The following is a 22,206-nucleotide window of genomic DNA, read 5'->3' as shown; positions in this document are numbered from 1 at the left end:
GCGTGACCAGCCTGCCCGAGAGCATGACCGCCGTCGCGATCCGCGAACCCGGCGGCCCCGAAGTGCTCGTTGCCGAGCAGCGACCCGTGCCGCGGCCGGGGCCGGGCGAGTTGCTGATCCGGGTCGCCGCGGCGGGGGTGAACCGTCCCGACGTGCTCCAGCGCATGGGCTTCTATCCGCCGCCGCCCGGCGCGTCGGACCTTCCCGGCCTCGAAATCGCCGGGACAGTGGTCGCGACCGGACCGGGCGGCGATCCCGAAATGCTGGGGCAGGCGGTGTGCGCGCTGGTCGGGGGCGGGGGCTATGCCGAATATTGCGTCGCGCCCGTGGGCAGCGTGCTGCCCGCTCCCGCAGGATTCACCATGGCCGAAGCGGCGGCACTGCCCGAAACGGTGTTCACCGTATGGCATAATCTGTTCGAGCGCGGCTGGATCAAGGAAGGGGAGACGGCGCTCGTCCACGGGGGGACCAGCGGTATCGGAACGACGGCGATCGGCCTGTGCAAGCTATTCGATATCCGCATCATCGTCACCTGCGGCAGCGCCGACAAATGCGACGCGGCGCGGGCGCTCGGCGCCGACCTCGCGATCGATTATTCGGCCGAGGATTATGTGGAGGCGGTAAAGGGCTTTACCGGCGGGGCGGGGGTCGATGTCGTGCTGGATATGGTCGGCGGCGATTATGTGCCGCGCAATCTTGCGTGTCTGGCCGACGACGGGCGGCACGTCACCATCGCCTTCCAGCGGGGCGCGAAAGCCGAAATCGACATGTCGCAGCTCATGCGCCGCCGCCTGACGATGACCGGATCGACGCTGCGGGCGCGCAGCGCCGACTTCAAGGCCGCGCTGGCCGACGAGATTCACAAGACGTTGTGGCCGCGCCTTTCCAGCGGGGCCTGGAAGCCCGCGATGGATCAATCCTTTCCGCTTGCCGATGCCGCCGCTGCGCACGCGCGGATGCAGGCGGGCGCGCACGTCGGAAAGATCGTCCTCAAGATCGGATAATCGCTTGCTGCGCGCTGGTCCCCGGCGGCTGGCCAAGAAAAAGGGCGGTCGTCCGGTTGGACGCCGCCCTTGACCTTGTGTCGATGGAAAGTTCGGCTCAGGCCGCGTCTTCCAGTTCCTCGTCGGTCAGCACCGGGCCCGAATCCTGGCCCTTGGCATCGACGTCGCGGTCGACGAATTCGATGATCGCGATCGGCGCGGCGTCCGAAGCGCGGATGCCGGCCTTGATGATGCGGGTGTAGCCGCCGTTGCGGTCCTTGTAGCGTTCGGCGAGGACGTCGAACAGCTTCTGAAGCTGCGCTTCGTCCATCAGACGGCTCATCGCCAGACGGCGATTGGCAAGGCCGCCACGCTTCGCGAGCGTGATCAGCTTTTCGACATAGGGACGCAGTTCCTTCGCCTTGGCGACGGTCGTCGTGATCTGCTCATGCTTGATGAGCGAAGCCGACATGTTGCGGAACATCGCGATGCGATGCGCGCCGGTGCGCTGAAGCTTCCGGCCACCCGATTTATGACGCATAATCCATTCCTTCGTTTGTCAGAGGGGCCGTTTTACGGAACCCCAAGCCAGGCCCGCTTGCGGGGGAGCCCTTTTCCCTTTGTGTTCCCCGGCGAAGGCCGGGGTCCAGATTCAGCGTTGCACCTGTGCCCCGGCCTTCGCCGGGGAACAGTTCGGGACTTAACCCAGTAGCTCCTGTTCGAGCTTCTTGGCCATTTCCTCGATGTTTTCCGGCGGCCAGCCGGGGATGTCCATGCCGAGGCGCAGACCCATCGACGAGAGCACTTCCTTGATCTCGTTGAGCGACTTGCGGCCGAAGTTCGGCGTGCGGAGCATCTCGGCCTCGGTCTTCTGGACCAGGTCGCCGATGTAGATGATGTTGTCGTTCTTGAGGCAGTTGGCCGAACGAACCGACAGTTCGAGCTCGTCGACCTTCTTGAGAAGGAAGCGGTTGAGCTGGTTGACGTCCGATTCCTCGGTCGAAGCCGACGGAGCCGCCATGCCGATGAGGCCGCTGTCGTTCATCGCTTCTTCGAAGTGGACGAAGACCTGAAGCTGGTCCTGGAGGATGCGCGCAGCATAGGCGACGGCATCTTCCGGGGTCACGGTGCCGTCGGTATCGACGGTCAGCGACAGCTTGTCATAGTCCAGTTCCTGACCGATGCGGGCATTGTCGACCTTGTAGGCGACCTGACGCACCGGCGAGTAGAGCGAATCGACCGGGATCAGGCCGATCGGCGCGTCGGCCGGACGGTTGGCCGTCGCGGGAACATAGCCCTTGCCGGTGTCGGCAACGAGTTCCATGTTCAGCGTCGCCCCGTCGTCGAGGTGGCAGATCACGTGATCGGGGTTCATCACCTTGATGTCACCCGACACCATGATGTCGCCGGCCTTGACGGTCGCGGGACCGGTCGCCGAAAGCTGCAGCCGCTTCGGGCCTTCGCCTTCCATCTTGAGCGCGATCTGCTTCACGTTGAGAACGATGTCGGTCACGTCCTCGCGCACGCCGGCCAGGCTCGAGAATTCGTGCAGGACGTTCTCGATCTTGATCGACGTGATGGCCGCACCCTGGAGCGACGACAGGAGCACGCGGCGCAGCGCGTTGCCAAGCGTCAGGCCAAAGCCGCGTTCGAGCGGTTCGGCGACGAAGGTGGCCTTGCGCTTGCTGTCGCTGCCAGCCTTGATTTCCAGGTTGCTGGGCTTCTTCAATTCCTGCCAGTTCCGGATATTGACAGTCATGGACTTCCCTTTGCTTTGGGCGGGACGGGCGGGGCGGGTCGAGCCTGTCCTGCGTTAGATATGGTGACGGCAGAGCGGCCCGAAGACCGCCAGTCCGGAAACGTCAGACGCGGCGGCGCTTGGCCGGACGTACGCCGTTGTGCGGGATCGGCGTCACGTCGCGGATCGACGTGATGTGGAAACCGACCGCCTGCAACGCGCGCAGGGCCGATTCACGACCGGCGCCGGGGCCTTTCACTTCGACTTCCAGCGTGCGGACGCCATGTTCGGCGGCCTTCTTGCCGGCGTCCTCGGCGCAAACCTGCGCTGCATAGGGCGTCGACTTGCGGCTGCCCTTGAAGCCCATCATGCCGGCACTCGACCAGGCAATCGCATTGCCCTGCGCGTCGGTGATGGTGATCATCGTGTTGTTGAAGGTCGCGTTGACGTGGGCGACGCCCGACGAGATATTCTTGCGTTCGCGCCGACGAAGGCGCTGCGGTTCACGAGCCATTTTGAATTCCTAAACCCTAAATCCTGAAAACGACCGGTGGTGCCAGTGCGATGGCGACCTCCGGCGGAGAAATAAGGAAATCCGTCCCCCGGACGAATCTCTGCTCTTACTTCTTCTTACCGGCGATCGGCTTGGCCTTGCCCTTGCGGGTGCGCGCATTGGTGTGCGTGCGCTGGCCGCGGACCGGAAGGCCCTTGCGATGACGCAGGCCGCGATAGCAGGCGAGGTCCATGAGGCGCTTGATGTTCATCGCCGTGTTGCGGCGAAGATCACCCTCGACCGTGAGGTCGGCGTCGATCGTTTCGCGGATCTGCAGGACTTCGGCGTCCGACAGGTCCTGGATGCGGCGGGTGTGGTCGATGCCGAGCTTGTCGGCGATGTCGACGGCGGTCTTGCGGCCGATGCCGTGGATGTAGGTGAGCGCGATGATTACGCGCTTGTTGGTGGGCAGGTTTACGCCCGCGATACGTGCCATCTGTTCTTTCTCCTGCTCCACAGGGTTCGCTGGCAAACGAGCCCTATCTCAAAGCGTCTGTTTTCCAACGCAAAAAACGGACCACGAAGACGCGCTGAGCGTTTCGCCGTCCGGTCAGGGTGTTGGAATGGATGCGCAATTAAGGTGAGTCGGGCGAATTGTCAAGCGAAGCGGCGGCTTTTGCAGCCTGCCGGGGCGCGCCTCAATCATCGGCGGTCAGCGCCACCGCCCGGTCGTGCAGCCGGTTGACGACCGCGCCATGAATGCCCGGCGCGCTCGCGATGACACCGAAGGCCTGCGCGCGCGGCGTGTTGAAGACGAGCGGCTCACCAAAGGCGTCGGTGACGGTCGCGCCGGCCTCGGTCGCGATCAGCGCCGCGGCGGCGACGTCCCATTCGAAACCCCAGCGCAGCGTCGCGACCAGATCGGCGCGATCGTCGGCGACCAGCGCCATGCGCAGCGCGATGCTGTTGGGCTTTGTCACCATGATGAGGTCGCGGTCGATCTTGGGCAGGCTGTCGGCGGGAACGCGCGATCCGTTGAAGATCATCCGGCGGCTGGCGCGCAGCGTTTCGCCGTTGAGCGTCGCACCCTGACCCTTGCGGGCGACCCACAGTTCGTCGAGCGCGGGCGCGTAGAGCACGCCGATTTCGGGGGCGCCGTCGACGACCAGCGCGACCGACACCGCCCAGCCCGGACGGCCGCGGATGAAGTCGCGGGTGCCGTCGATGGGGTCGACGCACCACATGAAACGGCGCGACAGCCGGTCGCTGTTGTCCGCGGTTTCCTCCGAAAGCCATCCGGCCTCCGGCACCATCGCGCCGAGAACCGCCTTCAACCGGGCATCGACCGCCAGATCGACGTCGCTGACCGGATTATTTTCCGACTTGTGCCAGACATTGACTGCCTTGCCCTCGCCGCGCCAGCGCGCCATCGCCATGTCGCCGACCTCGCGCGTCGCGGCGATCACGGCTTCCAGGTTGCGCGCGGGCATCGGGCGGCCGGCCTAGCTGCTGGCGACGGTCATGCCGTCGATGCGCAGCGTCGGCACGTTGGTGCCGTGGCGGAAGACCAGATCGTCGGCGGGGACCAGCGCGGCGAACATGTCGATCAGATTGCCCGCGATCGTGAATTCGGCGATCGGGCCGGCGATCCGCCCGCCCTCGATCAGGAAACCCGATGCGCCGCGGCTATAATCGCCGGTCACGGGGTTGACGCCTTGGCCGATCAGTTCGGTGATATAGACGCCGCGGTCGATGTCGGCGATCAGCGCGTCGGGCGCAATCGACCCGGCCGCGAGATGCAGATTGCTGGCAGAGACCCCCGACGCGCCGCCGCCGCGGCTCGCATGGCCGGTCGGTTCGAGCCCGAGCTGCTTCGCCGACGCGGTGTCGAGCAGCCACCCCGTAATGCGGCCATCGGCGACGATATCGCGCGCGGCGGTCGGCAGGCCCTCTCCGTCGAAGGCCCGGCTGCGCAGCCCGCGCGGACGATGCGGTTCGTCGCGCACGACGATTGCGCTGTCGAACAGCGCCCGCTCTTCCTTGCCGAGCAGGAAGCTGGTGCCGCGGGCGATCGCGGGGCCGGCGATCGCGCCGAGCAGATGGCCGACGATACTGCTGCCGATGCGCGGATCGAGGACGACCGGCACCTTGCCGACGGGCGCCTTGCCGGGGTTCAGCCGCGCGACGGCGCGGGTTCCGGCGCGCGCGCCGATTTCGGCGGCGCTTTCGAGGTCGGACAGATGATGCGCGCTGTGCCAGCCATAATCGCGCTGCATCGCCGCGCCTTCGCCGGCGATGACGCTCGCCGACAGGCTGTGCCCGCTCGACCCATAGCCGCCGGCGAAGCCATGGCTCGTCGCGAGCGCGAAGCGCGTGCGGCTGTGGCTCGCGCTGCCGCCTTCGCTGTTGGTGACGCCGGCGACGGCGCGCGCAGCCTCCTCGACCGCCAGCGCGGCCTCGCGCAGCGCCTGGGGATCGGCTTCGCTGCCGTCGTCGAGATCGAAATCGGGGACCGGGCCGGTGAACAGGCGGTCGGCGGGGGCGAGGCCCGCATAGGGATCTTCGGGCGCCTCGCGTGCCATGGCAACGCAGCGCTCGACGAGCTTCGCCAGTTCGGCGGCATCCATGTCGGCGGTCGAGACGCTGGCGCTGCGCTGCCCGACGAAAACGCGCAGGCTGATATCCTGCCCCTCGGACCGCTCGACATCCTCGAGCGCGCCCAGCCGCATCGAGACCGAGGTCGCGGCATTGCAATAGTAAAGCGCGTCGGCGGCGTCGGCGCCCGCCTTGGTCGCGGCGGCGCAAAGCATTTGCGCGCGGTCGAGGGCTTCGGAAACACTCAGCATGGCCGCGCCCTATACGGCGCGCGGCGGGGCGTCAAAATCAAAGTCGGATGACGTGCGCTTCAGCGCGCGATGGCGGCGATGGCATCGGTGGCCGCCATCGCACCGCTGACCCACAGGAAGGGCAGGGTGATCGCGGCAACCCACAGGCGGCGCACATCGCGGCGGAAGCGGGCGTGCAGCCCCCAACTTGCCAGCGCCTGGCGGCTCAGATGATACCAGCGCCGCTCGGTCGAGCGCGCGACGGGAAGCGCGAGCGCAAGGACGACGATCAGCGACACGACCGCCAGCATCGACGGGGCGCCGGCGGAAACCGCGCTCATGACCAGCCAGACCTGGAGGGCCGCAAAAACGATCAGCGCGGCGGCGGCGTGCCAGGTCATGCGACGACCTAGACTGCGTGCCGGTGGAACGCTGGCGGTAGCGCGGCGCCAAAGGCGCGGTTCGAAGGTCGATGCCATGTTGTTTTTCAGCCTCCCCGGCTGGCGATTCCCATAAATGCGAAGTTTTCAGCCGAAAATTCCCAAGTCAAGACAGGTTGCCAGCGATTCGTTAATTTTCGGGTTCGATTCACCGCAGAATCGCAACAAAATCGGGTCCGACGGCTGATATTGCGGCAGATTCGGTTGTTTCACCGGGAGCCGGGCGCGAAGGCGCGCGCCATCAGCCCCGGTCGCGAGGCCGAACTCTGCCCGAGTCGAAAATAGCGGTAGAGAGGGGCGCGCGCCGCGCGCCGTGCCGCAAATCAGCGCGGCGGGGGGACCGGCAGCGGTTCGGCGTCGGGATTGTCGGTTGCCGGTGCGTCGGTTGCGGGCGCGGTCTCTTCGGCCTGCTTCTGCCGGTCGGCCAGCGCCTTTTCCTCGGCGACGACGGCTGCTTCGACCGTGTCGGCGGCCGCATCGATCCCGGCGAGGCGCTTGGCGCGCTCGTCAGCAATCATCGCCTGCCAGTCGGTCTTGTCGGCGGCCTGCCGTTCGGCCTTGGCGCCGGCGAGCAATTGCTGGGTGCAGCCCGTGAAGCCGCCGAGTCCGACCGGCGAACAGCTGTCGGTGCCGAAGCGGCCGACGCGCTGGAGCGATACGACCCGGTTCACCCAGGCTTCGTTGCGCGGGTCGAGCGGGTCGCCGCCACGGAAAATCTGCGGGACGCGGTAACGGTCGCCTTCGGGCAACACGGCGCAGACCAGAATTTCATCGCCATTCGCCTCGGGGCATTTGTCGTTGCCATAGACGATGACCTGATTGATCTTCTCATTCGCGGGGCCCACCGGCCCCGTATCTTGCGCGGCGGCGGGCTGGGCGATCGCTGCCCCGGCGAGGATCAGCATGGCAAGCGGCAGGCGGGTCATCGTCATTTCCTTTTCGTTTCGGGCGGCTTGCCACCCGCTGCCTGCATCCGCGCTGAACGGTCAGGCTTTCCCCGTGGAACCCTATCAGATACGCTTTGACAGCGCGATGGCTGCGCGGCAGCCCGCGCGGATCGCGAGGCTGAGCAGCGGATAGGCGGGCGCGCTTTCGGCCCCCGCGGCAATCGCCGCTTCCTTATGCTCCAGCTCTTCGGCGCGGAAATCGGCAACCGCTGCGCTCAGTTCGGGGTCGCTGTCGCCCAGCGTATCGAGCTGTTCGCGATAGTGGCGATCGATCTCGGTCTCGACGGCGGCGGTGCAGGCCATGGCGGCGCGCGGCCCCATCGCGGCGGTGACGGCGCCGAGCGCGAAGCCCGCGACGTTCCAGAACGGCTGAAGCGCGGTGGGGCGCACGCCGCGGCGCGCGACCATCGCGTCGAAAAATTTGCGGTGCCGCTCTTCCTGTTCGGCCATATGCGCGATCTCGCGCGCCATCGGATGGCGGTCGCCCATCACCGCGAGCTGACCCGCATAAATGCGCGTCGCGCCATATTCGCCCGCCTGATCGACGCGGATCATCGAGGCCGTTTTGCGGTCAGCTGTCATCGTGCCGCCGATGTGGGACGGCGGCGCAGCAAGGTCAAGACGAACGCCGCGCCGGCGAGCGAGAAGATAGCGTTGAAACCGGCGAGCGAAACACCGAGCAGCGTCCATTGCGGGACGTCGCAGCGGGTGATGGGCGCCGCCATGATGTCGCTGAGCGATACCGGTCCGCTGACGCCGGTGCTGCACGTCGTCAGCCCTTCCCAGAAGCCATATTCGACCCCGGCGTGAAAGACGCCGATGACGCCGCTGATCGCGATGGCGATTGCGGCGAGCAGAGTCAGCCCGCGCATCGCCGCCGTATTGCGGGAGAGCAGCAGTGCCAGCGCCGCCAGCACGATCGCCGCCTGATGCGGCCAGCGCTGCCAGTAGCACATCTCGCACGGGTGGAGTCCGAAGCCGAATTGCGACACCAGCGCACCGCCATAGAGCGCCAGCGGGATGGCAAGCGCGGCAAGCGGCGCGGCGTAACGCGAAGTTCGCATCGTCGGTCAGCCCCTCTTAGTTGCGCGTCGTCGGCTTGGCGGCGGGCTTGGTCGCCTGCGCCATACGCGAAGTCGACGGGCCGATGCGACCGATCGTCTGCAGCGCATAATAGAGCTGATAATCCTCGATGCCCTTGGCCTTCAGCTCCTCGGCGGTGGCGGTGAAGCGCGGATCGTCCTTCTCGTCCTTTTCGAGCAGGCTGTTGTCGACCTTTTTCTCGTTGATCAGATGGCGGCGCAGGTCGCTTTCGCGAAAGCGCGGACGGTCCTTATAGTCGGGGTCGGACAGCTGCGGCACGCGGATATCGGGCTCGATCCCGCCTTCCTGCACGCTGCGACCCGACGGGGTGTAATAGCGCGCCGTCGTCAGCCGCAGCGCCGTGGTATCGGTCAGCGGCAGCACGGTCTGCACCGATCCCTTGCCGAAACTGCGTTCGCCCATGATCAGCGCCCGGTGCTGGTCCTGCAGCGCGCCGGCGACGATTTCGGACGCCGAAGCCGATCCGGCGTCGATCAGCACGATCAGCGGCGCGCCTTGCGCAAGGTCGCCGGGTTCGGCGAAGAAGCGTTCGATATCATTCTTGCGGCGCCCGCGCTGCGAGACGATTTCGCCGCGGTCGAGGAAGACGTCGCTGACGCTCACTGCCTCATCGAGCAGGCCGCCGGGGTTCGAGCGCAGGTCGACGATCCAGCCGCGCGGCTTGTGGCCGAGCGACTTTTCGACCGCGACCATCGCGGCGCGCAGGTCGCGGCCCGCGTCGGCGGAGAAGCTGGCGATGGTCAGCACGCCGACATCGTCCTTGACCTCCCACTTCACTGGCTTCACGTCGATGATCTCGCGCTTCAGGGTCAGCTCCATCGGCTTGTCCTGGCCCTCGCGCACGACCGTAATCTCGACCTCGGTGCCGGGGCGGCCCCGCATCTGTTCGACCGCTTCGTCGAGCGTCATGCCGAAGATGAGCTGCTTGTTGATATGGGTGATATAGTCGCCGGCCTTGATGCCCGCGCGGTCGGCCGGTGTGTCGGCGGTCGGCGCGATCACCTTGACCACGCCGTCCTCCATCGTCACCGACAGGCCCAGGCCGCCATATTCGCCATCGGTCTGCGTCCGCAGCGTCGAATAGTCGCGCGCGTCGAGATAGCCCGAATGGGGATCGAGGCTGGCGAGCATGCCGTTGATCGCGCCTTCGATCAGCTTGTCGTCGCTGACCGGTTCGACATAATTGGCCTTCACTTCCAGGAACACGTCCATGAAGCGCTGGATTTCCTCGGTGGTCTTCGAATCGACCGTCGCCATCGCGCCGGTTGCGAGCGGCACGAGCGCGAGCGTGCTGAGCGCGGCAGCCCCCTGCCAGAAGGCGAAGCGGCGCTTCGGGGAGGTGGGAGTCTTGGTCGATTCGGTCATGGATGTCTTTCAGTCACGCGGAACAGGCCGCACTATAATCCCCGGCAAGCCATCGTCCAATGCCTTTGCATCGGCGTCAAGCGCGCGATTGCCCTAGCAAAGGTCGCCCGAACGGCGCGTTAACGGCGGCGGCGTCAGCCAAGCATCGCGACCAGATCGACGGGGCGCCCGGCGCGGCGCAGTTCGACCGTGATGCGGCTGTCGTCCGACCCCGCGCGGCCCACCGGCGCCCCGGCGTCCAGCGTGTCGCCGACCGAAACCGACAGCGCGATCATTCCCGTGATCAGCGATGTCCAGCCGCCGCCATGGTCTATGATGACGATCTTGCCATAGCCGCGATAATCGCCGGCAAAGCTCACGCGGCCCGCGGCGGGGGCGACCACCTGACCGCCGGGCTGCGTCGCGACGGTGATGCCGCGCGAGCGGACGCCGCTGTCATTCACTTCGCCGAGCCCCGCAACGATGCGCCCGACGACCGGCAGGCGATAGGCGCCCGCGCCGAGGTCCGCGCCGCGGCTTGCGGCCGGCGCGACGGGCGCGGCCTGCGGGGCCGCGCTGGCGGGGTCGGCGGGGCGCGGAAGCGGCCCGGACAGATCGGCGAGTTCGCCGCGCACCGCTGCGTCGGCCTCCAGCGCGTCCATCAGATCGACGATGTCGCGCGCCTTTTCGCCGAGACCAAGCGCGCGGTCGGCCTCGAGCTGCGCGCTGCTCATCAGGTCGCGCGAGCGCAGCCGGCCTTCATTCTCGAGCCGCGTCAGCGCGTCGCGCCGCTCGGCAAGCTGTGCCTTGCTTGCCGAAAGCGCCTGCAGCGCGACGCGTTGCTGCTGCTGCGTAGTGCGCAGCCGCGCGAGTTCCTGCCGGACTCCCGCGGTGCGCTCTTGAATCACCGGCATCACCGCGTCGAGTACGGCGCGCGCGTGGACCATGTCGCGCAGCGAGCCCGGCTGCGCGAGCACGCTCACCGGCGGGCGGCGGCTCAATTGCTGGAGCGATGCGGTGAGCGCGAGCAGGGGCTGCTGTTGTTCGGCGAGCCGCGTCTGTTGATCGGCAAGGCGGCGGCTGACCAGTGCGACGCGCGCCTCCGCCGCGTCGATGTCGGCCTCGGCCGACTGGATCCGCGCGGCGAGGGCGGCGCTGCGTTTCTTCAGCCTGTCGGCCTCGTCGCGCGCGGCACCTGCCTGCGCTTCAAGCACCGCGCTGCGCCGCATTGCCGCGGCCGACTGGGCCTTGGCGGTGAGCAGCTGCTGGCGCTCGCGCGCCGCAATCGCGGCGGGATCGAAAACGTCGCTCTGCGCCAACGCCAGCGCGCCGCCGGCGATCGCCGCAAAGGCGGCGACGACAAGCAAGGCGGCCCTCATTGGCGGCCTTCGCGGTGATAGGGGTGGCCCGCAACGATGCTGGTGGCGCGCCACAATTGCTCGGCGAGCATCGCGCGCGCCATCAGATGCGGCCAGGTCGCGCGGCCGAAGGCGATGACCTTGTCGGCCCCTTCGCGCTCGTCGGGGGTGAAGCCGTCGGCGGCACCAAGACAGAATCGTGCCTCGCGTACGCCGCCGTCGCGCCATTTTTCCAGCAGTTTGGCGAATTCGAGCGACGACATCTGTTCGCCGCCTTCGTCGAGCAGCACGGTGCGACTGCCGACGGGTGCGGCGGGCACGCGGCCGCCGGTGTCGGGAAGCTCCGAAATCTTCTGCGCCCAGGTCACGCGCTTCATATAGCGCTCGACCAGTTCGGCCTCGGGCCCGCGCCCGATGCGCCCGCGCGCGATGATGTGCAGCAACATGACGCCTCGCCTACGTTAGCGAGGCAAAGGCGTCAATTTACCGCGGCAACCGGCGGTGCATCGCCGAACGACCACATGCGTTCGAGATTATAGAAGCTGCGAACTTCCGGACGGAACAAGTGGACGATCACGTCGCCGGCGTCGATCAGCACCCAATCAGCATTGGGCAGCCCCTCGACGCGGACCGGCCGGCCCGTTTCCTGCTTGATCCGCTGCGCCAGCTTGTCGGCGATTGCCGACACATGGCGCGTCGACCGACCGCTCGCGATCACCATATGGTCGGCGATGCTGCTCTTGCCGGCAAGCGGGATGGAAATGGTTTCCTGGGCCTGATCCTCGTCCAGCTGGTGAAGGATCAGCGCGTGGAGGCTTTCCACGCTGGCGTCCGAAGACTTGGGTGCGGACGCGGCGCCGGGCGCGGCATCCTTACTGGCGGCTATCAAGCGGTTTCATTCCTTTCATCCATGGCCAGCCGCGAATGCGTGACAGGGTCGCGCAGCGCGCGGCCTGCATAGCTTTCGAACCAGCGGGGGTTGGCCTGCCGTATTGCAGTTGCGGATCGCACATCGGGCGAAAAACGCAGGAACACGAGGGCAGGCGGTCTCCAGTCTGTCCAAAGACGTTTCTGGTCCGCGGGCCGGACAAAGCGCCGCAGCCAACCCATCGCCTCTGCAGCATGGGTGCGGCCATTATAGCCCGGACGCGCGATAACCGCAATCGGCATCAATCGCGCAATCTCCCGCCAGTCGCGCCAGCGGGGCAATTGAACCAGATTGTCGGCGCCCATGATCCAGATGAAGCGCCGATTCGGATAGCGATGGATGAGCGCGCGCAGCGTGTCGACCGTATAGCGCGTACCCAGCTCGGCCTCGATCGCGGTGGCGCGGATCGGCGAGCGCCGCGCCATGCGCTGTGCCGAGGCCAACCGGGCGGCAAGCGGCGCCATGCCCGCCTGCGCCTTGAGCGGATTGCCGGGCGAAACGAGCCACCACAGCTCGTCGAGCCTCAGCGCATCGATCGCGTCAAGACTGATCGCGCGGTGCCCGCTATGCGCGGGATTAAAGCTGCCGCCGAGGAGGCCGGTGGTAAGCGGACGGGTCAGGGTCGAACCTGCCCGCTCCCGCGCACCAGCCATTTATAGGTGGTGAGCCCTTCGAGTGCGACGGGGCCGCGTGCGTGGAGGCGTCCCGTCGCGATTCCGATCTCGGCGCCAAGGCCGAACTCGCCGCCGTCGGCGAATTGCGTCGAGGCGTTGTGCATGACGATCGCACTGTCGACTTCGGACAGGAACCGCTCGGCGGTCGCGACATCCTCGGTGACGATCGCGTCGGTGTGGTGGCTGGAGTGGGCGTCGATATGCGACAGCGCGCCCTCGATCCCGTCGACCGCGGCGATCGAGACGATCGCGTCGAGATATTCGCAGTCCCAATCAGTCGCGCTCGCGCGCGTGACATGGGAGCTGAGCGCCGCGATGGCGGCATCGCCGCGCACTTCGCAGCTCGCGGCGATCAGCGCGTCGACGATGGCAAGCGGCGCGGGATAGGCCCGGTCGATCAGGATCGTTTCGGTCGCGCCGCAGACGCCGGTGCGGCGCATCTTGGCGTTGACCGCAAGATCCACCGCCTTGGCGGGATCGGCGGCGCCGTCGATATAGAGATGATTGATCCCGTCGAGATGGGCGAGCACGGGTACGCGCGCCTCGTCTTGCACGCGGGCGACCAGCCCCTTGCCGCCGCGCGGGATGATGATGTCGATCAGGCCCTGCGCGCGGAGCAGCGCTCCCACCGCGGCGCGGTCCTGCGTCGGCACCAGTTGCACGGCATCGGTGGGGAGGCCGGTCTGGGCGAGACCCGCGGCGAGTGCGGCGTGGATCGCTCGGTTCGAGTGAACCGCCTCGCTGCCGCCGCGCAGGATTACCGCATTGCCCGACATCAGCCCCAGCGCCGCAGCATCGGCGGTGACGTTCGGGCGGCTTTCATAGATGATGCCGACGACGCCCAGCGGAACGCGCACGCGGGCCAGCGTCATGCCGTTGGGGCGCTCGGTCCGGTCGATTTCGGCGCCGACCGGGTCGGGCAGGCCGGCAATACCCTCGACCGCGTCGGCAATCGCGGCGAGCCGATTCTCGTCGAGGCGCAGCCGGTCGATCATCGCCGACGACAGGCCGCCTTCGCGCCCCGCCTCCATATCGCGCGCATTGGCATCCAGGATCGTCGCGGCGCGCGCGCGCAGCTCGGCCGCAGCCGTGCGCAGCGCCTTGGCCTTTTCGGCTGTCGTCGCCACCGCGAGCGCCTTCGCTGCCAAGCGTGCGCGTGCGCCCATGTCGGCGATCAGCGTATCCGCGTCGTTATGGTGCAGCGCGGCGCCGAGGGCTGTGGAGGTTTCAGCGTTCATGCGACGGGCCAATATCACTTTTGGCGTGATTCCCGAAAGCCCCGTTGCACGAGGTCATTCGGCCCACTAGTCAGGGCGCATGAGCGGGGACATCGAAGCATTCGGGGCGGCGATCACGGCAGGGCTTGCAGGCCGCGCGATCGAGCCGGGGCATGGCGAAGGCAGCGCGCACGCGGGCGCCCGCTGCCTCAATTGCGGGACGGTGTTGCGCGGGTCGCACTGCCACCGCTGCGGGCAGAAGGCCGATGTCCATCGCAGCTTCGGCGCGATCGGACATGATCTGGTTCACGCCATCTTTCATTTCGAGGGCAAGCTGTGGAACACGCTGCCGCTCCTGACATGGCGGCCTGGCGATCTGACGCGCCGCTACATTCACGGCGAGCGGGCGAGCTTCATTTCGCCGCTGGCGCTGTTCCTGTTTGCGGTGTTCCTGACCTATGCGGTGCTGGCGATGGTCGGCGCGGGCGGCGGTGTCGGGGAGGAACTGAACAAGGCCGCGGCCGAACAGACGCGATCGGCCGCGATCAAGGACAGCATGCAGGTCGAGGTCGACCGTATCGATACCGAACTTGCGAAAAAGGATCTCCCCGCGGCGCAGCGCCAGGAATTGCAGGACGAGCGCGCCACTCTTCAGAAAAGTGCCGACTATCTAGGCATTTCGCGCAGCCGCAGCAAGGATGAGCGCACGGCCGACCGCGCCGCGGGGCCGCCGGTTCTCGAAAACCCCGTCGATCAGGTGAAGACCAGCGCCGATTTCGTCACGCGCAACAAGGTCGATACGGGGGTGCCCTTCATCGACCATGGTCTGCAAAAGGCGTTCGCGAACCCGGCGCTGATTCTCTACAAATTGCAGGCCAACGCCTATAAATTCGCCTGGGCGCTGATCCCGTTGTCGCTGCCCTTCATGTGGCTGCTCTATCCGTTCAGCCGGCGTTTCCACACCTATGACCATTTCGTCTTCGTCACCTATTCGATCAGCTTCATGCTGCTACTCTTCGTCGTGGTGCGGCTGCTCAATCTGACGTTGCTGGGCGATCTCGCGACCTTCTTCGCGATGCTCTATGTTCCGTTCCACATGTATCGCCAGCTTCGCGGCGCCTATCGCTCGTCGCGCGTCGGTGCGCTTGCACGGACGACCCTGCTGCTTTTCTTCAGCCTGTTCGCGGTCATCGCTTTCATGCTGCTGTTGCTCGCGCTCGGTATGAGCGGGTGAGCGCATAATTGTCATGAAAGCCGGGCACAGACCCGGCGAGACGGGAGGAAAATCGATGCACCAGCTTTGGGCCGAAATGGATCGCCGCCTGCTGATGAAGCTCGGCACGGCAGGGCTTGCCGCCATGGCCTTGCCTGGCGCGGCGCAGGCGATGGCGGCACAGGGCTTCACCCACGGGGTCGCGAGTGGCGAGCCCGGTCCGCGGTCGGTGCTGCTATGGACGCGCTATGCCGCTGCGGCCGACACCGCGCTGACGGCCGAGGTGTCGGACACGGCCGACTTCGTGCGCATCGTCGGTGGCGGCAGCGTCACCGCCGCCGGCGACGCGGATCACACCGCCAAGCTGCGCGTCGACGGTCTCGAGCCCGGCCGCTGGTATTTCTATCGCTTTGTCGCGCCCGACGGCACGATGTCGGTGACGGGGCGTACGCGCACCTTGCCGGAAGGGGCAGCGGGCGCCTTCACCCTGGCGCTGTTCTCCTGCGCGAATCTGCCCTTCGGCTGGTTCAACGCCTATGGCCATGCGGCCGCCCGTTCGGACATCGATCTGGTCGTTCACGTCGGCGATTATCTCTACGAATATAAGGTCGGCACCTATCCGTCGGCGAAAGAGGCGGTGCCCGGCCGCCTGATCCAGCCTTCGAACGAGCTGATCGCGCTCGCCGATTACCGGCTGCGCTATGCCGCCTATCGCAGCGACGCCGATTTGCAGCGCCTTCACCAGCTGTTCCCGATCGTCGCGCAGTGGGACGATCATGAATTTGCCAATGACACCTGGAAGGGCGGGGCCGAAAACCACCAACCCGACGAGGGCGACTGGAGCGCGCGCGAAGCCGCCGCCATGCGCGCCTATGACGAATGGATGCCGGTCGGCGGCGCGCGCTGGCGCAGCTATCAGGTCGGCGATCTGGCGACGATCTTCCTGCCCGAAACGCGCATCACCGCGCGCGACAAGCAGTTCGAGATCGGCGACATCCTTGCCGACAAGGGCGACGCGGCCGCCGCGCTCAAGCAATTTGCCGAAACCGGTTATCGCGACCCAGCGCGGCAGTTGCTGGGCAGTGAGCAGGAAAAATGGCTGTTCGACGGCTTCGCGGCATCGGCGAAATCTGGCACGCGTTGGCAGGTCTGCGCGCAGCAGATTGTCATGGGCAGCCTGTTCACGCCGCCCGAATCGAAAAACTGGTTCGGCGCCAACCTGCCCGACTATGTGCAGCGCCGGGTCGAGATCGGTCAGCTCGCCGCCAAGGCCGGGCTGCCGCTCAATATGGACAGTTGGGACGGCTATCCCGCCGCGCGCGACCGCCTGCTCGCCGCGGCGCAGCGCGCCGGCGCCAATCTCGTCACCCTGTCGGGCGACAGCCACAATGCCTGGGCCTTCGACCTGACGCATGGCGGCCGACCGGCGGGGATCGAGGTCGGCGGACACAGCGTTACCTCGCCGGGGTTCGAAAGCTACACGCCGGCCATCCCCGACGACATACGGGTCGCCGCCCTGCGCGCCACGTCGCCGCAGCTGCGCTGGGCGAACACGCGCGATCGCGGCTATGCGACGGTGGCGCTGACGCCCGAGCGTGTCACTGCCGACTGGCATTTCGTCAGCTCGGTGCGCAGCCACGACCTCGCGCTCGCCTCGTCGCACCGGATGACCGCGACGCGCGGCCGCAATGCCTATGACAAGGGCTGACGCGCCGGGCGAGGGAGCCTCCGGCAGATCGGGTCGCTAAATTAGCGGCTAGCCAAGCGCGCTGCGTTCGTCCTATGTTCCGCAGATGACCTTGCCCCTGCTCCTAGCCGTCGTTGCCGCCCTTGTCGTCGGTGCCGTGATCGGCTGGCTGTTCGCTGGACGGCAGGCGGGCGGGCTCAAGGCCGAACGCGACGGGCTCGCCGAACGGTTCAGGGTCGCCGTCACCGATCTCGCCGCCGAAGCGGAGGCACGCAAGGCCGCCGATATCCAGCTCGCGTCGCTGCTCGCCGAACAAAAGGCGCGCGACGCGGCCCACGACGCGCAGATCGCGCAGCTCAAGGAGGCACAGGCGGCGCTCACCGCGCAATTCCGCGAGGTCGGACAGGCGATGCTGGGCGAGGCGCAGAAAAACTTCCTCGAACGTGCCGATCAGCGGTTCCGCCAGAGTGAGGAAAGCGCGGGGCAGAATCTGAAGGCGCTGCTCCAGCCGGTTCACGAACGGCTGGCCAAATATGAAGAGGCGGTCGGCAAGGTCGAGGCCGAACGTCGCGACGCCTTCGGGCTGCTGCACGGCCAGATCGCCGCCATGCGCGAAGGGACCGAGCGCGTGTCGAGCGAGGCGGCGAAGCTGGTCAACGCGCTGCGCAACGCGCCCAAGGCGCGCGGCCGCTGGGGCGAGCAACAGCTGCGCAATGTGCTCGAAAGCTGCGGCCTGTCCGAACATGCCGATTTCCAGACCGAAGTAAGCGTCGCCGATGGCGAAGGCGGGCGGCTGCGTCCCGACGTCGTGGTCAAGGTGCCGGGCGGGCAAAGCCTGGTCATCGACGCCAAAGTGTCGCTCAACGCCTATCAGGACGCGTTCGGCGCGGTCGACGAAGCCGAAAAGACCGCGCATCTCGCCGCACATGCCGCGGCGATGAAGGCGCACGTCAACACGCTGAGCGCCAAAGCCTATTGGAACCAGTTCGACGACACGCCCGACTATGTGGTGATGTTCGTTCCCGGCGAACATTTCCTCGCCGCCGCGCTCGATCATGACGCCGAGCTTTGGGATTATGCCTTCGACCGCAAGGTGCTGCTCGCCACGCCGACCAACCTGATCGCGATTGCGCGCACCGTCGCGGCGGTCTGGCGGCAGGAAAAGCTGGCGGGGCAGGCGCGCGAGATCGCCGCGCTCGGCAAGGAGCTTTATGCGCGCATGGCGACGATGGGCGGGCATATCGCCCGCGTCGGCAAGAATCTGGATCAGGCGACCGGCGCCTACAACGCCTTTGTGGGCAGCTTCGAAAGCCAGGTGCTGACGCAGGCGAAGCGTTTCGAGGCGCTCGACGTCGAGACGGGCGGCAAGGAAATTCCCGTGCTGCCCGTTGCCGAACAGGCGGCGCGGCCGCTGGCGAAGCTTGCGGCGGCACCGGCTGCGGTAAACGACGCGAGCGAATGACCTGTCGCCCCCGCGCGGGCGGAAGCGATATGGCGCGTCAGATTACGCGCTTCAGCACCGCCGTCTGGCCGCTTTCGCCGGTCAGCACCATCGTGCCGTCGGACGGGAAGCTCAGCCGCACCGGCGTTTTCATCAGGTCGAAGAAGGCGCGTTCCTGCGCCATGCCGGCGCCGGGGCAGGCCATCAGCGTCGCCGCAAGCTGTCCTGCGGTCAGCATGCCGTCCTTGACGGCATAGCTGCCCCCGAAGCGATTGCAGCCCGCGCTGCCGCTCATCCGTCCTCCCTCAAAGAACAGCTCGGTGGGGCGATCGGCGGCGACCGGCGTGCCACCAATCGACACGAAGGTCCAGCTGGTGCCGGTAAGGTCGGCGGGCGGCAAGATCGCGCCGCCGCAGCCATTCACCGTCTTGCCGTCGGCGGTGACGGTCACCGTGTCGCGATACCGGCGGTCGCTCATCCCGTCGCTGCACGCGCTGTGCGTCACATCGACGGTCAGCCGGCCGGTCACATAGCGCTCGCCGTTGAAACTCGGCCGCGCGCCGGGGTTGGCGACCGCGATGCGCGTCGCGCCATAATCGCCATTATAGGCAAGGCGCGCGGGCGTGATTTCCAGCGTCCAGCCCGGCTCGGTCCCTAGTGCCATATAGGCCTCGGCCGGCGGAGCGGGCGTCGCGGGTCCGGTGCCGGTGGCAGCGCAGCCGACAAGCGTCGCTGCGGCGGCGAGGGCGGGGACAAGCAGCATCTTCATGACAAATCCTTTCGCGGCGGCGGTTACCTCGGGTCCAATGGCCGGCCGCTGAACAGGTTGCATGGCCGGCGTTCAGCTTCGCTGCTGGTTCAGCACTTCATAGGCCATGACCGCGGCCGCAACGGCCGCGTTCAGGCTGTCGGCCTTGCCCATCATCGGCATTTTTACGCGCACGTCGGCGGCTTCGGCATAGGCTTGCGGCAGGCCCTGCGATTCATTGCCGATCAGGATGAAGGTGGGGGCGGCATAACGCACCGCCTGATAATCCTTGGTGTCGTCGCCGAGCCAGGTTGCGACCAGTTCGCCGCGCCCGCTGCGCAGCCAGGGCAGAAACTCGTCCCATTCGGCCTGCACCAGCCGCTGGGTGAAGATCGCCCCCATGCTCGCGCGCACGGCTTCGACACCATAGGGATCGGTCGATTCGCCGAGCAGGATCAACCCGCCGGCGCCGACCGCGTCGCCGGTGCGCAGCATGGTGCCCAGATTGCCGGGATCGCGCAGCCGTTCGGCAACCAGCCAGATCGGCGCCGCGTCGCGGTCGAGGTCGGATAGCGCGGTCCGCGGCTCGGCATAGATGCCGACGATCGTCTGCGGATTGTCCTTGCCCGACAATTTGGAGAGGATTGCCGGCGTCGTGTCGATCACCTCTCCGCCGCTCGCCAGCGTCGCGTCGATCAGCGTCCGCGCGAGCGGATGCGCGGCGCCCTCGTCGGCCAGAAACAGCCAGCGCGGCAATATGCCCGCCTCGCGCGCTTCGGTCGCGATGCGCAGCCCTTCGGCCAGGAACAGCCCTTCGGCGCGGCGATGCCGCTTTTCGCGCAACAGCCGCATCCGCTTTACGAGCGGGTTCGACAGGCTTTCGATTCGGGAACGGCGGGCGTTTTGCTGGCCGGTCGGGGCCATCGGATCAATCCTCGCCGAAGCTGTCCTTGACCAGCCCGACGAGCTTGAGCATCGCGGCTTCGGCGCCGTCGCCGCTGGTGTGGATGGTGATGCTGTCGCCCTTCGCCGCGCCCAGCATCATCAATCCCATGATCGACGATCCCGAAACGCGCGACCCGCCCTTTTCGACCTCGACCGACACGGTTTCGGGCAGGCGGCTGACGAAGGTAACGAACTTGGCGCTGGCGCGGGCGTGCAGGCCGCGCTGGTTGGTGATTTCTACGGTTTCGCTGATCTGGTTCATGGCCCCACCCCCAACATTTCCGATGCGACGGAAATATATTTCTGGCCTGCTTCCTTGGCCGCGATCACCGCGGCACGCAGGTCCATCGTCTTGCGCGCGCTTTCCAGCCGGATGAGCATCGGCAGGTTGACGCCGGCAATGACTTCGGTTCGTCCGCTTTCCAGCAGGCTGATGGCAAGGTTCGACGGCGTGCCGCCGAACAGGTCGGTCAGCATGACGACCCCGCGCCCTTCGTCGACGCGCTGGATCGCCTCGGCAATTTCGCCGCGGCGCACTTCCATATTGTCATTGGGGCCGATGCACACAGTCGCCACCGCGCGCTGCGGTCCCACCACATGTTCCATCGCCGTCACCATTTCCTCGGCGAGGCGGCCGTGCGTGACGAGAACCATTCCGAGCAGCGGCAGGGCTTTATCGGTGGGCATGAAAAGCGAGACCCTTATGTTTGTCCGCCGGGTGCGGGAGATGCGGGCGGGGGCTTGCCCTCAAGCCCATCTTGCGGGGCCGAGTCAAGGTTGCGGTGGGTCACCGTGGGCTCATGGCCCGCGGCGCGTAGCGTTCGGGCAACCCGATCGGCGACATGGACCGAACGGTGGCGTCCGCCGGTGCAGCCGAAGGCGATGGTGACATAGCTTTTCCCTTCGGCGCGGTAGCGCGGCAGCAGGGTGAGGAGCAGGGTTTCGATCTGCGTCACCGTCGCTTCATAAGCGGGATCGGTGCGAATATAGGCGGCGACGTCGGGGTCGAGCCCGGTGTGCGGGCGCAGCGCCGCGTCCCAGTGCGGATTGCGCAGATAGCGCATGTCGAACACCAGATCGGCGTGGCGCGGCAACCCGCGCGCGAAGCCGAAGCTCAATATGTTGAGCACCGGTGCATCGTCGCCGCCGCCGCCGAAGCGCTGGCGCACCTCCTGCTGCAGATCGTTGCTCGTATAGTTGGTCGTGTCGATGACATGCTCGGCCCAGCGGCGGAGCGGCTCCATCATCTCGCGTTCGCGCGCGATGCCGTCCGCGGCGGGGCGGTCCTCCGCCATCGGGTGGCGGCGGCGCGTCTCCGAAAAGCGCCGTTCGAGTTCGGCGCCTGCGCAATCGAGAAACAGCGTCTGCATGTCGCGCCCGCCCGCTTCGCGCAGTTCCTTCATGCGTTTGACGAGCAGCGCCGGCTTGAAACCACGGCTGCGACTGTCGATGCCCACCGCGATCGGCCGGTTCGCCGCGCTGCGCTGCACCGGCGCGTCGATCAGTGCGTCGAGCAGCGCGAGCGGCAGATTGTCGACAACCTCCCACCCCAGATCTTCCAGCACCTTGAGCACGGTCGACTTGCCGGCGCCCGAAAGGCCGGTGACGAGCAGCAGACGCGGCGCGGCGGGATCGCTCATGCAGCCGGCGCCAGTCGTTCGAGCGCGAGCAATATCTTGATCGGGGCCGATACTTCGAAGGCCGAAAGCAGCAGCGCGGGCAGGGGATGGCCGACGACCATTTCGACCTGATTCACCGCGGGCATGCGATCATAATGGTCTGTAAGCCGGACCGCGAGAGCCAGCGGCACCGGAGCGGTCCACGGTCGCTCGATGATGCCGATGCCGCGCACTTCCAGCTTTCCAGCCAGATTTTCGGGCGGGCGGCACCACAGGCGTCCGCGCTCGTACCAGATGTCGCAGCGGTCGTCGGCGACAAGCCGCGCGCCCCGGTCGAGCAGGCGGAGTGCAAGGTCCGACTTGCCTTGGCCCGAATTGCCGAGAATCAGGACGCCGCCATTGCCTGCTGCCACGCAGCTCGCATGGATATTGTGGATCTCGGCCCTGGTCCTGCTCGGGAACATGGGTGCAGGCTTACCGGCGACGAAGCGGGGCTGCAAGG

General features: G+C 67.0%; 26 protein-coding genes. 4 read left to right on the top strand and 22 right to left on the bottom strand.

Features of this window, described 5'->3' with window-relative positions; all coding sequences use genetic code 11:
• Window positions 1-2 precede the first annotated feature (2 nt).
• A complete protein-coding gene (locus tag MU856_RS12240) occupies window positions 3-1,004 on the top strand; it encodes an NAD(P)H-quinone oxidoreductase (RefSeq protein ID WP_263587677.1) in 1,002 nt (333 codons plus the stop codon).
• A gap of 97 nt (window positions 1,005-1,101) precedes the next feature.
• On the opposite strand, the gene rplQ is transcribed toward MU856_RS12240, so the two are convergent.
• From rplQ to MU856_RS12160, 16 genes are all read right to left on the bottom strand, one after another.
• Window positions 1,102-1,524 carry a 50S ribosomal protein L17 gene (gene rplQ / locus MU856_RS12235; protein WP_003040421.1) on the bottom strand — a complete coding sequence of 141 codons (423 nt, stop codon included), beginning with the start codon at window positions 1,522-1,524 and terminating at the stop codon, window positions 1,102-1,104.
• 159 nt (window positions 1,525-1,683) lie between these two features.
• On the bottom strand, window positions 1,684-2,742 hold the full coding sequence (locus MU856_RS12230) for a DNA-directed RNA polymerase subunit alpha (protein ID WP_003040418.1): 1,059 nt from the start codon (window positions 2,740-2,742) through the stop codon (window positions 1,684-1,686).
• A 103-nt stretch (window positions 2,743-2,845) separates the two neighbouring features.
• On the bottom strand, window positions 2,846-3,235 hold the full coding sequence (rpsK, locus tag MU856_RS12225) for a 30S ribosomal protein S11 (RefSeq protein WP_003040416.1): 390 nt from the start codon (window positions 3,233-3,235) through the stop codon (window positions 2,846-2,848).
• A gap of 106 nt (window positions 3,236-3,341) precedes the next feature.
• Complete coding sequence (rpsM, locus tag MU856_RS12220; protein WP_003040400.1) at window positions 3,342-3,710, bottom strand: 30S ribosomal protein S13; 369 nt, start codon at window positions 3,708-3,710, stop codon at window positions 3,342-3,344.
• 202 nt (window positions 3,711-3,912) lie between these two features.
• Window positions 3,913-4,704 (bottom strand): inositol monophosphatase family protein, encoded by a 792-nt coding sequence (locus MU856_RS12215; protein ID WP_062763912.1) that lies wholly within the window; start codon window positions 4,702-4,704, stop codon window positions 3,913-3,915.
• Window positions 4,705-4,716: 12 nt separating this feature from the next.
• Window positions 4,717-6,060, bottom strand: a complete 1,344-nt coding sequence (locus MU856_RS12210; RefSeq protein WP_062900644.1) for a TldD/PmbA family protein — start codon at window positions 6,058-6,060, stop codon at window positions 4,717-4,719.
• A 59-nt stretch (window positions 6,061-6,119) separates the two neighbouring features.
• Window positions 6,120-6,440 (bottom strand): hypothetical protein, encoded by a 321-nt coding sequence (locus MU856_RS12205; RefSeq protein WP_234178554.1) that lies wholly within the window; start codon window positions 6,438-6,440, stop codon window positions 6,120-6,122.
• 362 nt (window positions 6,441-6,802) lie between these two features.
• A complete protein-coding gene (locus MU856_RS12200; RefSeq protein WP_058813104.1) occupies window positions 6,803-7,405 on the bottom strand; it encodes a hypothetical protein in 603 nt (200 codons plus the stop codon).
• 84 nt (window positions 7,406-7,489) lie between these two features.
• Window positions 7,490-8,008, bottom strand: a complete 519-nt coding sequence (locus tag MU856_RS12195; RefSeq protein ID WP_051066299.1) for a demethoxyubiquinone hydroxylase family protein — start codon at window positions 8,006-8,008, stop codon at window positions 7,490-7,492.
• The gene (locus MU856_RS12190; protein ID WP_263587676.1) at window positions 8,005-8,490 is read right to left on the bottom strand and encodes a disulfide bond formation protein B; all 486 of its coding nucleotides are present in this window, start codon (window positions 8,488-8,490) and stop codon (window positions 8,005-8,007) included. Before MU856_RS12190 ends, MU856_RS12195 begins: the two co-directional genes overlap by 4 nt.
• A gap of 16 nt (window positions 8,491-8,506) precedes the next feature.
• A complete protein-coding gene (locus tag MU856_RS12185; protein WP_263587675.1) occupies window positions 8,507-9,895 on the bottom strand; it encodes a S41 family peptidase in 1,389 nt (462 codons plus the stop codon).
• A 134-nt stretch (window positions 9,896-10,029) separates the two neighbouring features.
• A complete protein-coding gene (locus MU856_RS12180; RefSeq protein WP_062900641.1) occupies window positions 10,030-11,253 on the bottom strand; it encodes a murein hydrolase activator EnvC family protein in 1,224 nt (407 codons plus the stop codon).
• A complete protein-coding gene (locus MU856_RS12175) occupies window positions 11,250-11,678 on the bottom strand; it encodes a 23S rRNA (pseudouridine(1915)-N(3))-methyltransferase RlmH (protein WP_003040374.1) in 429 nt (142 codons plus the stop codon). The genes MU856_RS12180 and MU856_RS12175 overlap by 4 nt, the downstream gene beginning before the upstream one ends.
• Before the next feature lie 32 nt (window positions 11,679-11,710).
• Window positions 11,711-12,118: a ribosome silencing factor gene (gene rsfS, locus MU856_RS12170; RefSeq protein ID WP_412072831.1), complete on the bottom strand. Its 408-nt coding sequence runs from the start codon at window positions 12,116-12,118 to the stop codon at window positions 11,711-11,713.
• The gene (locus MU856_RS12165; protein ID WP_062900640.1) at window positions 12,118-12,813 is read right to left on the bottom strand and encodes a nicotinate-nucleotide adenylyltransferase; all 696 of its coding nucleotides are present in this window, start codon (window positions 12,811-12,813) and stop codon (window positions 12,118-12,120) included. Before MU856_RS12165 ends, rsfS begins: the two co-directional genes overlap by 1 nt.
• Window positions 12,777-14,072 (bottom strand): glutamate-5-semialdehyde dehydrogenase, encoded by a 1,296-nt coding sequence (locus tag MU856_RS12160; protein WP_062900639.1) that lies wholly within the window; start codon window positions 14,070-14,072, stop codon window positions 12,777-12,779. The genes MU856_RS12165 and MU856_RS12160 overlap by 37 nt, the downstream gene beginning before the upstream one ends.
• Before the next feature lie 79 nt (window positions 14,073-14,151).
• On the opposite strand from MU856_RS12160, the gene MU856_RS12155 reads away from it, so the two are divergent.
• The 3 genes from MU856_RS12155 to MU856_RS12145 all read left to right on the top strand — a co-directional run bounded on the left by MU856_RS12155 (window position 14,152) and on the right by MU856_RS12145 (window position 18,413).
• Window positions 14,152-15,285, top strand: a complete 1,134-nt coding sequence (locus tag MU856_RS12155; protein ID WP_263587673.1) for a DUF3667 domain-containing protein — start codon at window positions 14,152-14,154, stop codon at window positions 15,283-15,285.
• A 55-nt stretch (window positions 15,286-15,340) separates the two neighbouring features.
• Window positions 15,341-16,972 (top strand): alkaline phosphatase D family protein, encoded by a 1,632-nt coding sequence (locus MU856_RS12150; RefSeq protein WP_217372643.1) that lies wholly within the window; start codon window positions 15,341-15,343, stop codon window positions 16,970-16,972.
• A gap of 85 nt (window positions 16,973-17,057) precedes the next feature.
• Window positions 17,058-18,413, top strand: coding sequence for a DNA recombination protein RmuC (locus MU856_RS12145; RefSeq protein WP_062900636.1), 1,356 nt, complete (start codon window positions 17,058-17,060; stop codon window positions 18,411-18,413).
• Between the two features lie 37 nt (window positions 18,414-18,450).
• On the opposite strand, the gene MU856_RS12140 is transcribed toward MU856_RS12145, so the two are convergent.
• The 6 genes from MU856_RS12140 to MU856_RS12115 form a co-directional block, all read right to left on the bottom strand.
• Window positions 18,451-19,161 (bottom strand): META domain-containing protein, encoded by a 711-nt coding sequence (locus MU856_RS12140; RefSeq protein ID WP_217372642.1) that lies wholly within the window; start codon window positions 19,159-19,161, stop codon window positions 18,451-18,453.
• Window positions 19,162-19,233: 72 nt separating this feature from the next.
• Window positions 19,234-20,064, bottom strand: coding sequence for a TrmH family RNA methyltransferase (locus MU856_RS12135; RefSeq protein ID WP_062900634.1), 831 nt, complete (start codon window positions 20,062-20,064; stop codon window positions 19,234-19,236).
• A 4-nt stretch (window positions 20,065-20,068) separates the two neighbouring features.
• A complete protein-coding gene (locus MU856_RS12130; protein ID WP_003040349.1) occupies window positions 20,069-20,347 on the bottom strand; it encodes an HPr family phosphocarrier protein in 279 nt (92 codons plus the stop codon).
• Window positions 20,344-20,748 (bottom strand): PTS sugar transporter subunit IIA, encoded by a 405-nt coding sequence (locus MU856_RS12125; RefSeq protein ID WP_062902970.1) that lies wholly within the window; start codon window positions 20,746-20,748, stop codon window positions 20,344-20,346. The genes MU856_RS12130 and MU856_RS12125 overlap by 4 nt, the downstream gene beginning before the upstream one ends.
• Window positions 20,749-20,786: 38 nt before the next feature.
• Window positions 20,787-21,725 (bottom strand): RNase adapter RapZ, encoded by a 939-nt coding sequence (rapZ, locus tag MU856_RS12120; RefSeq protein WP_062900633.1) that lies wholly within the window; start codon window positions 21,723-21,725, stop codon window positions 20,787-20,789.
• Window positions 21,722-22,168 (bottom strand): HPr kinase/phosphorylase, encoded by a 447-nt coding sequence (locus MU856_RS12115; protein ID WP_003040343.1) that lies wholly within the window; start codon window positions 22,166-22,168, stop codon window positions 21,722-21,724. The genes rapZ and MU856_RS12115 overlap by 4 nt, the downstream gene beginning before the upstream one ends.
• Window positions 22,169-22,206 lie beyond the last annotated feature (38 nt).

The organism is Sphingopyxis sp. GC21 (assembly GCF_025727575.1).
GTDB lineage: Bacteria > Pseudomonadota > Alphaproteobacteria > Sphingomonadales > Sphingomonadaceae > Sphingopyxis > Sphingopyxis terrae_A.
Note: the sequence above shows the minus strand (reverse complement) of the source record. Positions and strands in the feature narration are given on the sequence as shown.

What these genes read in the sequence shown, in the direction of transcription:
- MU856_RS12145 (WP_062900636.1), top strand. Translation starts at nt 17,058, where the DNA reads ATGACCTTGCCCCTGCTCCTAGCCGTCGTTGCCGCCCTTGTCGTCGGT.
- MU856_RS12160 (WP_062900639.1), bottom strand. Translation starts at nt 14,072, where the DNA reads ATGAACGCTGAAACCTCCACAGCCCTCGGCGCCGCGCTGCACCATAAC.
- MU856_RS12195 (WP_051066299.1), bottom strand. Translation starts at nt 8,008, where the DNA reads ATGACAGCTGACCGCAAAACGGCCTCGATGATCCGCGTCGATCAGGCG.
- MU856_RS12140 (WP_217372642.1), bottom strand. Translation starts at nt 19,161, where the DNA reads ATGAAGATGCTGCTTGTCCCCGCCCTCGCCGCCGCAGCGACGCTTGTC.
- MU856_RS12190 (WP_263587676.1), bottom strand. Translation starts at nt 8,490, where the DNA reads ATGCGAACTTCGCGTTACGCCGCGCCGCTTGCCGCGCTTGCCATCCCG.
- MU856_RS12230 (WP_003040418.1), bottom strand. Translation starts at nt 2,742, where the DNA reads ATGACTGTCAATATCCGGAACTGGCAGGAATTGAAGAAGCCCAGCAAC.
- MU856_RS12215 (WP_062763912.1), bottom strand. Translation starts at nt 4,704, where the DNA reads ATGCCCGCGCGCAACCTGGAAGCCGTGATCGCCGCGACGCGCGAGGTC.
- MU856_RS12205 (WP_234178554.1), bottom strand. Translation starts at nt 6,440, where the DNA reads ATGACCTGGCACGCCGCCGCCGCGCTGATCGTTTTTGCGGCCCTCCAG.
- MU856_RS12165 (WP_062900640.1), bottom strand. Translation starts at nt 12,813, where the DNA reads ATGGCTGGTGCGCGGGAGCGGGCAGGTTCGACCCTGACCCGTCCGCTT.
- rplQ (WP_003040421.1), bottom strand. Translation starts at nt 1,524, where the DNA reads ATGCGTCATAAATCGGGTGGCCGGAAGCTTCAGCGCACCGGCGCGCAT.
- MU856_RS12155 (WP_263587673.1), top strand. Translation starts at nt 14,152, where the DNA reads ATGAGCGGGGACATCGAAGCATTCGGGGCGGCGATCACGGCAGGGCTT.
- rpsM (WP_003040400.1), bottom strand. Translation starts at nt 3,710, where the DNA reads ATGGCACGTATCGCGGGCGTAAACCTGCCCACCAACAAGCGCGTAATC.
- MU856_RS12185 (WP_263587675.1), bottom strand. Translation starts at nt 9,895, where the DNA reads ATGACCGAATCGACCAAGACTCCCACCTCCCCGAAGCGCCGCTTCGCC.
- MU856_RS12130 (WP_003040349.1), bottom strand. Translation starts at nt 20,347, where the DNA reads ATGAACCAGATCAGCGAAACCGTAGAAATCACCAACCAGCGCGGCCTG.
- MU856_RS12180 (WP_062900641.1), bottom strand. Translation starts at nt 11,253, where the DNA reads ATGAGGGCCGCCTTGCTTGTCGTCGCCGCCTTTGCGGCGATCGCCGGC.
- MU856_RS12135 (WP_062900634.1), bottom strand. Translation starts at nt 20,064, where the DNA reads ATGGCCCCGACCGGCCAGCAAAACGCCCGCCGTTCCCGAATCGAAAGC.
- MU856_RS12150 (WP_217372643.1), top strand. Translation starts at nt 15,341, where the DNA reads ATGCACCAGCTTTGGGCCGAAATGGATCGCCGCCTGCTGATGAAGCTC.
- MU856_RS12210 (WP_062900644.1), bottom strand. Translation starts at nt 6,060, where the DNA reads ATGCTGAGTGTTTCCGAAGCCCTCGACCGCGCGCAAATGCTTTGCGCC.
- MU856_RS12115 (WP_003040343.1), bottom strand. Translation starts at nt 22,168, where the DNA reads ATGTTCCCGAGCAGGACCAGGGCCGAGATCCACAATATCCATGCGAGC.
- rpsK (WP_003040416.1), bottom strand. Translation starts at nt 3,235, where the DNA reads ATGGCTCGTGAACCGCAGCGCCTTCGTCGGCGCGAACGCAAGAATATC.
- MU856_RS12200 (WP_058813104.1), bottom strand. Translation starts at nt 7,405, where the DNA reads ATGACCCGCCTGCCGCTTGCCATGCTGATCCTCGCCGGGGCAGCGATC.
- MU856_RS12175 (WP_003040374.1), bottom strand. Translation starts at nt 11,678, where the DNA reads ATGTTGCTGCACATCATCGCGCGCGGGCGCATCGGGCGCGGGCCCGAG.
- rapZ (WP_062900633.1), bottom strand. Translation starts at nt 21,725, where the DNA reads ATGAGCGATCCCGCCGCGCCGCGTCTGCTGCTCGTCACCGGCCTTTCG.